Origin of the sequence: Mycobacterium europaeum, from assembly GCF_034555895.2 — a bacterium.
Classification (GTDB): domain Bacteria; phylum Actinomycetota; class Actinomycetes; order Mycobacteriales; family Mycobacteriaceae; genus Mycobacterium; species Mycobacterium europaeum.
This window is the reverse complement of sequence record NZ_CP157315.1, coordinates 1,214,308-1,227,444: the sequence shown is the minus strand read 5'-3', so window position 1 is coordinate 1,227,444 and position 13,137 is coordinate 1,214,308. Positions and strand designations below refer to the sequence as shown.

Annotated in this window: 14 protein-coding genes; 4 read left to right on the top strand and 10 right to left on the bottom strand. The window is 70.2% G+C overall.

Translation table 11 applies throughout. From position 1 onward, the window contains the following. Positions 1-18: 18 nt before the first annotated feature. Complete coding sequence (locus tag U8D42_RS05750) at positions 19-1,518, top strand: amidase (protein WP_322858928.1); 1,500 nt, start codon at positions 19-21, stop codon at positions 1,516-1,518. A 96-nt stretch (positions 1,519-1,614) separates the two neighbouring features. Here U8D42_RS05750 and era read toward each other — a convergent pair whose 3' ends face one another. The 8 genes from era to hrcA all read right to left on the bottom strand — a co-directional run bounded on the left by era (position 1,615) and on the right by hrcA (position 9,856). After that, entirely contained in the window at positions 1,615-2,514 is a 900-nt protein-coding gene (gene era, locus U8D42_RS05745) for a GTPase Era (protein WP_322858929.1), read from the bottom strand. Positions 2,515-2,532: 18 nt separating this feature from the next. Then, entirely contained in the window at positions 2,533-3,846 is a 1,314-nt protein-coding gene (locus U8D42_RS05740; RefSeq protein ID WP_090420626.1) for a hemolysin family protein, read from the bottom strand. Further along, the gene (locus tag U8D42_RS05735) at positions 3,843-5,135 is read right to left on the bottom strand and encodes a hypothetical protein (protein ID WP_322858930.1); all 1,293 of its coding nucleotides are present in this window, start codon (positions 5,133-5,135) and stop codon (positions 3,843-3,845) included. Before U8D42_RS05735 ends, U8D42_RS05740 begins: the two co-directional genes overlap by 4 nt. Then, entirely contained in the window at positions 5,132-5,665 is a 534-nt protein-coding gene (gene ybeY / locus U8D42_RS05730) for an rRNA maturation RNase YbeY (protein ID WP_085240321.1), read from the bottom strand. Before ybeY ends, U8D42_RS05735 begins: the two co-directional genes overlap by 4 nt. A gap of 19 nt (positions 5,666-5,684) precedes the next feature. Further along, on the bottom strand, positions 5,685-6,743 hold the full coding sequence (locus U8D42_RS05725) for a PhoH family protein (protein ID WP_085240320.1): 1,059 nt from the start codon (positions 6,741-6,743) through the stop codon (positions 5,685-5,687). 97 nt (positions 6,744-6,840) lie between these two features. Beyond that, positions 6,841-7,602, bottom strand: coding sequence for a 16S rRNA (uracil(1498)-N(3))-methyltransferase (locus tag U8D42_RS05720; RefSeq protein WP_085240319.1), 762 nt, complete (start codon positions 7,600-7,602; stop codon positions 6,841-6,843). A gap of 18 nt (positions 7,603-7,620) precedes the next feature. Then, positions 7,621-8,766, bottom strand: a complete 1,146-nt coding sequence (gene dnaJ, locus U8D42_RS05715; RefSeq protein ID WP_085240318.1) for a molecular chaperone DnaJ — start codon at positions 8,764-8,766, stop codon at positions 7,621-7,623. A 58-nt stretch (positions 8,767-8,824) separates the two neighbouring features. Then, entirely contained in the window at positions 8,825-9,856 is a 1,032-nt protein-coding gene (gene hrcA / locus U8D42_RS05710; protein ID WP_085240317.1) for a heat-inducible transcriptional repressor HrcA, read from the bottom strand. Positions 9,857-10,072: 216 nt separating this feature from the next. On the opposite strand from hrcA, the gene U8D42_RS05705 reads away from it, so the two are divergent. From U8D42_RS05705 to U8D42_RS05695, 3 genes are all read left to right on the top strand, one after another. Next, positions 10,073-10,387, top strand: a complete 315-nt coding sequence (locus U8D42_RS05705) for a type II toxin-antitoxin system VapB family antitoxin (protein ID WP_067918923.1) — start codon at positions 10,073-10,075, stop codon at positions 10,385-10,387. A 78-nt stretch (positions 10,388-10,465) separates the two neighbouring features. After that, a complete protein-coding gene (locus tag U8D42_RS05700) occupies positions 10,466-11,065 on the top strand; it encodes a carboxymuconolactone decarboxylase family protein (protein WP_322858931.1) in 600 nt (199 codons plus the stop codon). After that, complete coding sequence (locus tag U8D42_RS05695) at positions 11,062-11,946, top strand: sigma-70 family RNA polymerase sigma factor (RefSeq protein WP_322858932.1); 885 nt, start codon at positions 11,062-11,064, stop codon at positions 11,944-11,946. The genes U8D42_RS05700 and U8D42_RS05695 overlap by 4 nt, the downstream gene beginning before the upstream one ends. On the opposite strand, the gene U8D42_RS05690 is transcribed toward U8D42_RS05695, so the two are convergent. Both U8D42_RS05690 and U8D42_RS05685 read right to left on the bottom strand, forming a co-directional pair. Beyond that, on the bottom strand, positions 11,940-12,440 hold the full coding sequence (locus tag U8D42_RS05690; protein WP_322858933.1) for a hypothetical protein: 501 nt from the start codon (positions 12,438-12,440) through the stop codon (positions 11,940-11,942). The two genes, U8D42_RS05695 and U8D42_RS05690, sit on opposite strands and share 7 nt — an antisense overlap. 178 nt (positions 12,441-12,618) lie before the next feature. Further along, on the bottom strand, positions 12,619-13,134 hold the full coding sequence (locus U8D42_RS05685) for a hypothetical protein (protein WP_322859462.1): 516 nt from the start codon (positions 13,132-13,134) through the stop codon (positions 12,619-12,621). Positions 13,135-13,137: the final 3 nt, after the last annotated feature.

Here is a 13,137-nt window from a genome sequence, read left to right as displayed (position 1 = left end):
CGATTAGTCTCGTACCCCGTGATTGGCGCTTCCGAGTCGAGTACCGGGTCCGTTTTCGGATCCGGCAACCAGCGCCTGCCCACCCTGACTGACCTGCTCTATCAGCTGGCCAGCCGCTCGGTGACCTCCGTCACACTGGTGCGCCGGTCCCTGCACGCCATCCACGCGAGCCAGCCCACGTTGAACGCCTTCCGCGTGGTGCTCACCGAGTCGGCGCTGGCCGACGCGGCGGCGGCCGATCGACGCCGCGCGGCCGGGGACACGGCGCCGTTGCTGGGCATCCCGATCGCGGTGAAGGACGACGTCGACATCGCCGGGGTGCCGACCGCGTTCGGCACCGAGGGATATGTCGCGCCCGCTACCCACGACGCCGAGGTGGTTCGCCGCCTGAAGGCGGCCGGCGCGGTGATCGTCGGCAAGACCAACACCTGCGAACTGGGCCAGTGGCCGTTCACCAGCGGACCCGGATTCGGGCATACCCGCAACCCCTGGTCGCGCCGGCACACCCCGGGCGGCTCGTCGGGCGGCAGCGCGGCCGCGGTGGCCGCCGGGCTGGTCACCGCCGCGATCGGCTCCGACGGCGCCGGCAGCGTCCGGATCCCCGCCGCGTGGACGCACCTGGTAGGCATCAAGCCGCAGCGTGGCCGCATCTCCACCTGGCCGCTGCCCGAGGCGTTCAACGGCATCACGGTCAACGGCGTGCTGGCCCGCACGGTGGCCGACGCGGCGTTGGTGCTCGACGCGGCGTCGGGCAACGTCGAGGGCGACCGGCACAGGCCTCCCCCGGTCACCGCCTCCGACTATGTCGGTATCGCGCCCGGTCCGCTCAACATCGCGCTGTCGACCCGGTTCCCCTACACGGGTTTTCGGTCCAAGCTGCATCCGGAGATCCTGGCCGCGACGCGAGCCGTCGCCACGCAACTCGAGTTGCTCGGCCACACGGTGGTGCCAGGCAATCCCGACTACGGTCTGCGGTTGTCGTGGGACTTCCTCGCACGGTCGACCGCCGGGCTGCGGGATTGGGAGGAGCGACTGGGTGACGGGGTGACCCTGGACCCTCGCACGTCGGCGAACCTGCGCGTGGGGCATGTCCTGGGTCAGGCGATCCTGCGCACCGCGCGCCGGCACGAAGCCGCCCTGCACCGGCGGGTGGGCTCGATCTTCGACATCGTCGACGTCGTGCTGGCCCCCACCACGGCCCAACCGCCGCCGCTGGCGCGCGCCTTCGACCGGTTGAGCGGCTTCGGCACCGATCGGGCCATGGTCGCCGCGTGTCCGGCCACGTTCGCATGGAACGTGTTGGGCTGGCCGTCGATCAACGTGCCGGCCGGGTTCACCTCCGAGGGGCTGCCGATCGGCGTGCAGTTGATGGGGCCCGCCAACAGCGAGGGCACGTTGATCTCGCTGGCCGCCGAGTTGGAGGCCGTCAGCGGGTGGTCGACCAAGCAGCCCACGATGTGGTGGACCGCAGAAGCGGGCGCGCCGCCGGCGGCCGGCAGCCCGCCCGCGCGGAGGTGAAGCGGCGCCTCGCCGTGCTGCGCCGATCCGACGATCTGGACCTCGAGGCCGTCCCCGGTGAGGCGGCCCGCGGACGGTGAAGACCTTCTCCGCGGTCTAGAAGCCCAGCCGACCAAGCTGTTTGGGATCGCTCTGCCAATTCTTGGCGACCTTCACCCGCAGGTCGAGATACACCTTTGTGCCGAGCAGCTTTTCGATCTGGCCGCGCGCCGCGGTGCCCACCTCGCGCAGCCGGGCGCCACCCTTGCCGATGATGATCCCCTTCTGGCTGTCGCGCTCGACGTAGAGCAGCGCGTGCACGTCGATCAGGTCGTCGCGGCCCTCCCGGGGGTTGACCTCGTCGATGACCACCGCCAACGAGTGCGGCAGCTCGTCGCGGACCCCCTCCAGGGCGGCCTCGCGGATCAGCTCCGCCATCAGGACCTCCTCAGGTTCGTCGGTCAGCTCACCGTCGGGGTAATACGCTGGACCGACGGGCAGCGCCGCCGCCAGCACGTCGATCAGGACGTCCACCTGCTGCCCGGTTGCCGCCGAGACGGGCACGATCTCCGCCGAGTCGCCGACCAGTTCACTGACCGCGACCAACTGGGCGGCCACCCGATCCTTGGGCACCTTGTCGATCTTGGTCACGATGGCCACCAGCTTGGTTCTCGGTGCGGTGGAACGGATCTGGTCGACGATCCACCGGTCCCCCGGGCCGATCGCCTCGTCGGCCGGAATGCACAACCCGATCACGTCGACTTCGGCGTAGGTATCGCGCACCAGGTCGTTGAGCCGCTTGCCCAGCAGGGTGCGCGGCCGGTGCAAGCCGGGCGTGTCGACGAGAATGATCTGGAAATCGTTCCGGTGCACGATTCCGCGGATGGTGTGGCGGGTGGTCTGCGGCCGCGTCGAGGTGATCGCCACCTTGGTTCCGACGAGCGCGTTGGTCAGCGTCGACTTGCCCGTGTTCGGCCTGCCGACCAAACACACGAAGCCCGAATGGAATTCGGTCATGCCCCGGCGCCCCGACGCTCAGCCATGCTGTTCGGCCCCACGGTCGCCGGAGCCGTTGGACTGCGGCTCGGCCGGGCTCAACAAGACAGTGCCGACGCGCACCCGTCCGCGGTGATCGGTGCCGCCCTCGGCCTGCAGCCGCAAGCCGTGCGAGACCACCTCGGCGCCGGGCAGGGGAACCCGGCCCAGCTCCAGGGCGAGCAGGCCGCCGACGGTATCGACGTCGAGGTCGTCGTCGAATTCCACGTCGTACAGCTCGCCGAGGTCTTCGATCGGCAACCGCGCCGAGACGCGGAAGCGTTTGTCGCCCAGGTCTTCTATCGGAGCCGTCTCGGTCAGGTCGTACTCGTCGGCGATCTCGCCGACGATTTCCTCCAGCACGTCTTCGATGCTCACCAGGCCGGCTATCGCGCCGTACTCGTCGACCAGGAGGGCCATGTGGATGCGGTCCCGCTGCATTTCGCGCAACAGCGTATCCAGGGGCTTGGAGTCCGGCACGAACACCGCCGGGCGCATCACCTGCGCCACGGTGATGCCCCGCCCGCGGTCACCCGACAAAAAGCTTTGCTGCACAAGGTCTTTGAGGTACACCACCCCGACGATGTCATCGACGTTCTCCCCGATCACCGGGAGGCGGGAATGCCCGCTGCGCACCGCCAGGTTCAGCGCCTGGCTGGCGAGCTTGTCGCTTTCGATCCAGATCATCTCGGTGCGCGGCACCATCACCTCGCGGGCCGGGGTGTCGCCGAGCTCGAACACCGACTCGATCATCCGCCGTTCGTCGGCGGCGACCACGCCGCGCTGCTGGGCCAGGTCGACCACCTCGCGCAACTCGATCTCGGACGCGAACGGGCCGTTGCGCAGGCCGCGGCCGGGCGTCAGCGCATTACCCAGCACCACCAGCAACCGGCTCAGCGGCATCAACAGCCACGAGATGAGGCGCAGCGGAACCGCCGTCGTCAACGAGATGGAATACGCATGCTGGCGGCCGAGCGTGCGCGGGCCGACCCCGATGACGACGAAACTCATCACCACCATGGTGCCCGCTGCGCCGAACAACGCCCGATTCAGACCGAAGTTGTCGTACAGGAACAGCACCAGCAGCACGGTCGCCGTGATCTCGCAGGTGATCCGCAGCAGCACGACCAGGTTGATGTAGCGCGGCCGCTCGGCCATCACCTCGGACAGCGACACGGCACCGGGCCGCTCCTCGCGCACCAACTCCTGGACCCGGGCCAGCGAGACCGTGCTGATGGCGGCGTCCATCGCCGCGAACAGCCCGCCGATGGCGATCAGCGCCATCGCGCCGAGCAGCCAGGACAGGCCGGTCAACTGCCGGAAGACCTTGATGTGGTGACGGGCTGCCCGACGTCGTCATCGCTGCGCTTGCGGTTGAGGGCCCAGGCGGTGAGACCCACGACCACCCCCAACGCCCCGTAGCCCAGGGCCGAGGGCCACCACGGCGGCGCGGGCTGGGGAGGCTCCTCGTGCGGGCGGACGGCCAGCACCACCAGGAAGTTGCCGTCGTCGGTCGGCCCCGCGCCGGGCAGCGACTGAGTCTTGGTCACCCTGATCTGGGAGTTGGCGCTGCTGGTGTCGTTGACCTGGCCCCACGCCAGGGTCGAGTCGTCGAGCAGGAACATGGTGTCCCGGCTGCCCGCGGGTTGGCTGTTGTCCACCCCGACCACCGCCACCTGGCCGACTTCCACGATCTGGTTGGCGGCGGGCACGGCGACCAGGACGTTCTGGTACACCTTCGGCGGCGCCGGCTGCCGGAAGTCCGGCGGTGGCGGGCCGTTGAACCCGTCGGGCGGCACCACGCCCCCGCCGTAGAAACTGCCCGACGCCACCCAGCCGTCGCCGACCGCGGTGAACGGCACCACGCCGACGGTGGCGGCGTCGAGCACCATCCGGGCGCCGGGCGGCACGTAAAGCTCCCGGTCGGCGCCGTTGTAGAAGTAGCGGAAGGTCATCGCCTGAGTCAGCGGGTTGAACAAAGCCGGCCGGCGATAGGCGTCGTCGTAGTCGACGTAGTCCCAGTGGCGGGGCCGGATCAGCCGCTGATTGTCGACCTTGAGGACGTCGACGTTCTCCCGGTGGGTGTTGACGACGTTCTGCACCCGCTGGTTGAAGTCGACCTGCGTGGGCGGCTTCGGCGGGTCGGCCGGATTGACGCGCGTCGGCGGTGCGGCCTTGGCCGCCGCGACGGCCTGCGGCGGAACGTCCAGCCCCCGCGGCGGTGCCACCACCGAGACGTTTCTGGAGGCGTCGGGCCCCGGCGGGCTGATCGTCGGGACCGCGTTGGGGGGCGGCAGATTCGGCGGGATGACCGGCGGCGCATGCACCGGCTCCGGGCTCGGCGGCACGTAGGGCGGAAGCTCGGGAACCTGCACCGGGCTCGGCGGCGGCTGGGCCCGGCGGGGCGGCGCGGCCTGAGAGCACACGTTGGAGGTGTGGTACTGCGCCACCAGATATTGACACCACTGACAACTGGCGGGGTTGGACCCGGCGCCGGCGCACGGAGCCGCCTCGGCCACGCCGGTCGTGGTGGCTACCACCGAGAACGGCGCCAGGGCGATGGCGGCTGCGGCCGCGATCCCGAGAATTCGAAGTGGGCTCAATTGTCGAAATACCTCGACTTGTCCAGCAACCGGCTATCCCGCTCCAGCTGGCGGTGTTGCTGGTAGGCCTCGACCTGCTCGGCGACCCATTCTTCGAGCAACCGGTCCTGGAGCGCGAACATTTCCTTCTCCTCGTCCGGCTCGCCGTGGTCGTATCCCAGCAGATGCAGCACCCCGTGGATGGTCAGCAGCGCCAGCTCGTGGCCCAGGCTGTGGCCGGCCGCGTCGGCCTGCCCGGCGGCGAATTCCGGGCACAGCACGATGTCGCCCAGCATCGACGGTCCCGGCTCCGGCGCGTCGGGCCTGCCACCCGGCTCGAGCTCGTCCATCGGGAAGCTCATCACGTCCGTCGGCCCGGGCAGGTCCATCCAGCGCATGTGCAGGTCGGCCATCGCCGCGGTGTCCAGCAGCACCATCGACAGCTCGGCTGCCGGGTTGACGTCCATCTTGGCGATGACAAACCGTGCGACGCTGATCAACTCGGTTTCGGAGACGTCGACGCCCGACTCGTTGGATACCTCGATGCTCATGAAACGGTCACGGCCCTCATCACCGGCGCCCGCGGGTGCCCGACGCGCGCCGGGCCGCCCGGTTCATCGCCAGCCCGGGTTCTTCGAACCTCGCGTAGGCGTCCACGATTTCGGAGACCAGCCGGTGGCGCACCACGTCCACGCTGGTCAGCTCCGCGATGTGGATGTCCTCGACGCTGTCCAGGATCTCGATCGCCGACCGCAGGCCCGACCTCGCGCCGCCGGGAAGATCCACCTGGGTGATGTCCCCGGTGATGACCATCTTCGAGCCGAATCCGAGCCGGGTCAGGAACATCTTCATCTGCTCGGCGGTGGTGTTCTGCGCCTCGTCGAGGACGATGAAGGCCGAATTCAGCGTGCGGCCACGCATATACGCCAGCGGCGCCACCTCGATGACCCCGGCGGACATCAGCTTGGGGATCAGCTCGGGATCCATCATGTCGTACAGCGCGTCGTACAGCGGCCGCAGATACGGGTCGATCTTCTCGCTCAGCGTGCCCGGCAAAAACCCAAGGCGCTCACCGGCTTCCACCGCCGGCCGGGTCAGGATGATGCGGTTGACCTGTTTGGTCTGCAAGGCGCTGACCGCCTTGGCCATCGCCAGATACGTCTTCCCGGTGCCGGCCGGGCCGACCCCGAAAACGATGGTGTTGGCGTCGATGGCGTCGACGTAGCGCTTCTGGTTGAGCGTCTTGGGCCGGATGGTCTTTCCGCGCCGCGACAGGATGTCCAGGGTGAGCACTTCGGCCGGCGACTCGTTGTCGGTGCCGGCCAGCATGGCGACGCTGTGGCGGACCACCTCCGGGGTCAGCGGCTGACCGTTGGCGACGATCGCGACCAGCTCGGAGATCGCCCGCTCGGCGAGCGCGACGTCGGCCGGCGCACCCGAGACCGTCACGGCGTTGCCACGCACGTGCAGGTCGGCATTGAGGCTGCGTTCCAACGCGCGGAGGTTTTCGTCTGCCGATCCCAACAAGCCGACGACGACATCGGGCTGGACATCGATGCTGCTGCGTACTTGGGCGTTGGCCTGGAGGCCTCCGGCTGTGTCAACAGCGCTGGTCTCGCGGGGCGTCACGTGGTTCTCGATGCCTGCTTTCTCGGCTTGTCGGTGGTTTGCTCGGCTGCCTAAGTCTACGCCCGGGCCCCCCGTTGGTCAGCGTTCAGCCGCGGAATTAGAGGGGCGAAGCGTCGTCCCAGCGCCCGGTGAGCACGCCGAGCGCGCCCAGCGCCACCGCCGCGGCGGTCGACGTGCGCAGCACCTGCGGGCCCAGCCGCACCGGTGCCGCCCCCGCCCCGGTCAACGCGGCGATCTCGTCGGGGGCGATGCCGCCTTCGGGGCCCACGACGAGAACCAGCGACTGCGCGCGGGCGACCTCGAGGTGGGTCAGCGGGTCGGTCGCCGACTCGTGTAACGCCAGCACCACCGCCCCGGCGGCCACGTCGTCGCGGATCCGCTGGGCCAGTGCCGCGGTGGACAGCACGCCGTCGACGGGCGGGATGTGCGCCCGCCGGGATTGCCGGGCCGCGGACCGGGTTACGGCACGCCACCGGCGCAGTCCCTTGTCCGCGCGGGCGCCCTGCCAGACGGCCACGCAGCGGGCCGCCTGCCAGGCCAGGAACGCGTCGGCGCCGGCTTCGGTGGCCAACTCGATGGCCAACTCCGAGCGGTCGGACTTCGGCAGCGCCTGGACCACCGTCACCGGCGGCCGGCCGGGCGGGACGCTCCAGCGCTTCAGCACCCGCGCCCGCAGCCCGTCGCGGCCGGCGTGCTCGACCTCGCAGTGCGCCAGGCCACCGGCGCCGTCGCCGAGGACCAGCTGTTCGCCCGGGCGGATCCGCCGCACGGTGGCGGCGTGGAACCCCTCGTCGCCCCCGACGAGGGCCAGTGCCCCGATATCGGGCAGCGCGTCGACGTAGAACAGGGTCGCGACCATGCGCCCGCCTTGCAGCGGCTAGCGGCCGGTGAAGGTCTCGCGCAGGCGGCTGAACAGCCCACCGCCCGCGTGCGTCGACCGGACCTCGGGCACGTCGCGGCTGCGCCGGCTCTTCAGCTCCCGCAGCAGTTCGGTGTCGTGGTGGTCCAGCCGGGTGGGGACCAGCACCTCGACGTGGACGTGCAGGTCGCCCCGGGTGCCCGAGCGCAGGTGCGGCATGCCGTGGCCACGCAGCGTGATGACCGAATTCGGTTGCGTGCCGGCCGGAATGGTGACCTCGCTGAGCCCGTCCAGGATGGCGTCGACGGTGATCGTGGCGCCCAGGGCCGCGTCGACCATGGGCACCGACACCGTGCAGTGCAGGTCGTCACCTTCGCGCACGAAGACGTCGTGAGGCTGCTCGTGAACCTCGACATACAGGTCGCCGGCCGGCCCTCCCCCGGGTCCGACCTCGCCCTGGGCGGCCAGCCGCACCCGCATGCCGTCGCCGACCCCGGCGGGGATCTTGACGCTGATCTCGCGGCGGGCCCTGACCCGGCCGTCACCCATGCACTGGTGGCACGGATCGGGGATGACGACGCCGACGCCGCGGCAGGTCGGGCACGGCCGCGAGGTCATCACCTGGCCGAGCAGCGAACGCTGCACCGTCTGGATCTCGCCGCGGCCGCCGCAGGTGTCGCACGGGACCGGCACGGAATCGCCGTTGGTGCCCTTACCCTGGCATCGGTCGCACAGCACCGCGGTGTCTACGGTGACCTGCTTGGTCACCCCGGTCGCGCACTCTTCCAGGTCGAGCCGCATCCGCAGCAGCGAGTCCGAGCCGGGCCGCACCCGGCCCATCGGACCGCGGGAGGTCGCGCCGCCGCTGAAGCCGCCGCCGAAGAACGCCTCGAACACGTCGCCCAGACCGCCGAAACCGCCGCCGAAGCCGCCGCCCGCCGCGGCGTTCTCCATCGGATCGCCACCCAGGTCGACGATGCGCCGTTTCTCCGGGTCGCTCAGCACCTCGTAGGCGACGCTGATCTCCTTGAACTTCGCCTGCGCGGCCTCATCCGGGTTGACGTCGGGATGCAGTTCGCGCGCCAGCTTGCGGTACGCGCGCTTGATCTCCGCATCGTTGGCGTCTCTGCTCACGCCGAGCAGCCCGTAATAGTCGCGTGCCACGCCTGCTTCTCCTAAACCTGGTCTTTATCCCGCGCCTGCGCATGCTGCGGGTGCACGTTCATCGAGCACCCAGGACTTCGCCGATATAAAGGGCAACCGCGGCGACGCTGGCAATAGTTCCCGGATAGTCCATCCGGGTGGGCCCCAGCACACCCATCCCGCCGAAGACGGTGTCGGAGGTGCCGTAGGCGGTGGTGACCATCGAGGTGCCCGCCATCTCCTCGGCGGCCGTCTCATGGCCGATGCGCACCGTCACCTTACCGGCTTCCTGCTGGGCCGCCAGCAACCGCAGCACCACCACCTGCTCCTCGAGCGCCTCCAGGATGGAGCGCAGCGAGCCACCGAAGTCGGCGGCATTGCGCGTGAGGTTGGCGGTACCGCCCATCAGCAAGCGTTCTTCGCTGTGTTCGACCAGCGACTCCAGCAACACCGTCGCCGAGCGGCCGACGGCGTCGCCCAGCCCGTCCGGGGCGCGGAGCTGCCCGGCCAGGTCGGCCACCGCGACCGAGGCCGCCGAAAGCTTCTTGCCGACCAGCGCCTGGCCCAGCAATTCGCGGAGCTGGGACAGCCGGTGGTCGTCGATGACGTCGCCGAGTTCGACGATGCGCTGGTCCACCCGGCCCGTGTCGGTGATGACCACCATCAGCAGCCGGGCCGGGGTCAGCGCGATCACTTCCAGGTGGCGCACGGTGGACGACGTCAGCGTCGGGTATTGCACCACGGCCACCTGGCGGGTCAGCTGGGCCAGCAGCCGCACCGCCCGGCGCAGCACGTCGTCCAGGTCGACGCCGGACTCGAGGAAGCTCAGGATCGCGCTCCGCTCGGCCGAGGACAGCGGCTTGACGTCGTGGAGGCGGTCGACGAATTCGCGGTAGCCCTTCTCCGTGGGCACGCGCCCGGAGCTGGTGTGCGGCTGGGTGATGTAGCCCTCGGCCTCCAGCACCGCCATGTCGTTGCGGATGGTCGCGGACGAGACGCCCAGGTTGTGACGCTCCACCAGGCTCTTGGAACCGATGGGTTCCTTGGTGGCAACGAAATCGGCGACGATGGCACGCAGCACCTCGAAGCGACGGTCGTCGGCACTTCCCACTCGCTGTCACCTCCCTGCACCGCGTTGACCGGTTCATTTTACGGGTCTCGAGTCCCGCCAACCGTTACCAGCGGTCGTTCGCCGGCGCCCGGCGGGCGGGCAATCGGCGGCGCCCGCCGCGATTCGGGCGGCGTCGGCGCCGACGCCGCGTCTTCCGACTAGCCTGTCCAGCATGAACCGGTCCGCTGAGAACAACGGGTCGCGGAAGATCGGCCCATGATTTTCAAGGGCGTGCGCGAAGGCAAGCCGTATCCCGAGCACGGGCTGTCCTACCGGGACTGGGCCCAGATCCCGCCGCAGCAGATCCGGCTCGACGAACTGGTCACCACGACGACGGTGCTCGCCCTGGACCGCCTGCTGTCGGAGGACTCGACCTTCTACGGCGACCTGTTCCCGCACGCGGTGCGGTGGAAGGGCGTCACCTATCTCGAAGACGGGCTGCACCGGGCGGTCCGGGCGGCGCTGCGGAACCGCACCGTGCTGCACGCCCGGGTGTTCGACATGGACATGGCGCCGGGGCCGCCGCGGTAACCCGGTCACGTTTGTGCGGCCCCGGGTGTCGACTCAGTGAGGACGTTGGTTCACACCGCAACTCGCTAGGAGGATGCCATGTCCCGGTTGCCAGGGGTCTCCGACCGCGACGCCGGCCTGGGCGCCCGGGTCGCCTTCTTCTTCACCAGGCGCAAGCTGGCGCAGATGACCGGTCTGGAAACGGCCGGGATGCTGGAACCGCTGCGGATGTACGCGCACATCCCGCGGCTGCTCAACGCCTACGGGAGGCTCGAGCAGGCCGAGTCGAAGCTGGACATCCTCAGCCCCCGCCACCGCGCGCTCGCGGAGCTCAAGTCGGCGACGACCGTGCGCTGCGAGTACTGCATCGACCTGGGGTCGCAGATCGCCCGGCAGTGGGGCATCACCGACGAGGAACTGCTCGCCCTGGCCGACTATCGAAACGCCGCGTGCTTCTCCCCCGTCGACAAGCTGATCCTCGAGTACGCGACCGCGGTCAGCCTGACCCCCGTGGAGGTCAGCGACGAGCTCTTCGACGCGCTGCGCGCCCATTTCGACACCGCCCAGCTCGTCGGTCTCACCCACGTCATCACGCTGGGCAATCTGCGGGCCCGCTTCAACCTCGCCCTCGGGATCGGCTCGTCCGGCTTTTCCGGCGACCGGGTCTGCGCCCTACCCGACACCGGCGGCCGCACGTGACCGCGGATGCGTCGGTGACGGCGCGCTTCGAGGCGGCGCGGCCGCAGCTGGGCGCCATCGCCTACCGCATGCTGGGCTCGATCGACGACGCCCAGGACGCCGTGCAGGAAACCTGGCTGCGGCTCAACGGCGCCGCGCATGACGGCATCGCCAACCTGGACGCCTGGCTGACCACCGTGGTGGCCCGCATCTGCTTGAACATGCTGCGCGACCGCCGGGCCCGCGGGCGGGAGGAGCCCAACCGGGTCCTGCCGGATCCGATCGTGGAAGCCGAAGGCGAATACGACCCCGAACGCCGGGCGATGCTGGCCGACGCGGTGGGGCTGGCGCTGTTCGTGGTGCTGGACACCTTGCCGCCCGAGCAGCGCCTGGCGTTCGTGCTGCACGACGCGTTCGCCGTGCCGTTCGACCGGATCGCACCCGTCGTCGGCCGGACGCCGGAGGCCACCCGCAAGCTGGCCAGCCGGGCGCGCCGGCGCATCGCAGCGGCCGACCCGACGCCCGACTCCGACATGGTCGCCCAGCGGGAGGCCGTGGACGCCTTCTTCGCGGCGGGCCGAAGCGGCGACTTCGACCGCCTGGTGGCGGTGCTGCATCCCGACGTGGTGTTGCGCGGCGACTTCGGCCACGGCACCGCGGGTTTCCGCGCCGAGGGGGCGTCCGCCGTGGCGAAGCTGGCCCGCGCCTACGCGGGTGCGGACCGCGAGGTGCGCGCCGCGACCGTCAACGGCGCCGCGGGCGCGGTGATCTTCGTGGCCGGCCGGGCGACGGCGATCATGGGCTTCGTGGTGCGCGACGGCCTGGTCGCCTCGGTCGACGTCCTGGCCGACCCCGCCCGCGTCGCCCGATCAGACCCGCGCGTGCTGCGCGCAGGTCACTGACCGGCGGCCTGCAGCAACTCCATCGCCGACGCCCGCGACAGCACCCAGCCGCCCTGGTTGACGAACGTGATGTTCTGGGTGACGGGAGACGTCAGCTTCGGGCCGGAGACCGCGACGTCGGCCGTGGCCGAACCGGCGGCGGCCGGCTGGATGTTCGTGACGTCGAACGACAGGGGCAGGTCGCCGTTCCTGGCGGCCTTCTGCAGCTTCTTGTCGGCGACGTGCGCCTCGATCCCGCTGATGCCGCCCTGCACCAGGTTGCTCTTGCTGGCGAACGACACGCTGGGGTCGGCCAGGCTGTTCAGCACGCCGGTCAGCTGGTCGGCGGTCGGGACGTCGGCGGCGACCGGAGCCGGGTCCTGCGGCTGGGGCGCGCCGACCGCGACGAGCCCCACCTGATCCACCGGCGCCGCGATCGACGCCGCGCCGGCGGCCGCGCCCGCGATGACGGCGAAGGCCGCCGCTCCGGTGGCGAGCAACTTAACGGTTTTCATGGTTCCCCCTTCGACGGGCACGAATGATCCGAAACGATCCACACATCTGGCGTGGTGTCAACGCGCCTGCTACCCCTGTTGTTTCGCGTGTCGGCACGGCTACGTTACGGCCGGGCGATGTGGAGACAACATGCACAACCTGTGCGCTGACTGTGTGGCCGCCCAGAATACCGGCCGCCTAGTTGGTCGCCGTCGCAGCCTGGATCAGGGCGATGGCGGCGTCGTGCTGGAGGACCCAGTTCCCGCCCTGGTTGACGAACACCAGGTGCTTTTGCACCGGCCCGGCGAACTTCGGGCCCGAGATGGCCACGTCGGCCTGGGCCATGTTCGGGCCGGCCGGGGCGATGTTCGTCACCGCGAAGGTCTCCGGGAAGTTCCCGTTGCGGTAGGCCTTTCGCAGATCGTGGTCGGCGACGTGGCCCTCGTCGGGGCTGATGCCGTTTTCGACCAGATTGTTCTTGGTCGTGTACGAGACGCCCGGATTGGTGGCCTGCTCACACAGGCTCGACAGCTGGGCCGCGGTCGGCAGGGCTCCGGGGGCCGGCGGCGGCGGTGGCGGGTCCTGCGGTAAGGGCGCGCCGAGCGCGGCCAGCTGCACCTGATCGGTCGGTGCTGTGACGAATGCGCCACCGGCGGCTCCCCCTACGACGGCGAAAGCCGCCACGCCGGTGGCAACGGTTTTCCAGGTCTTCATGAT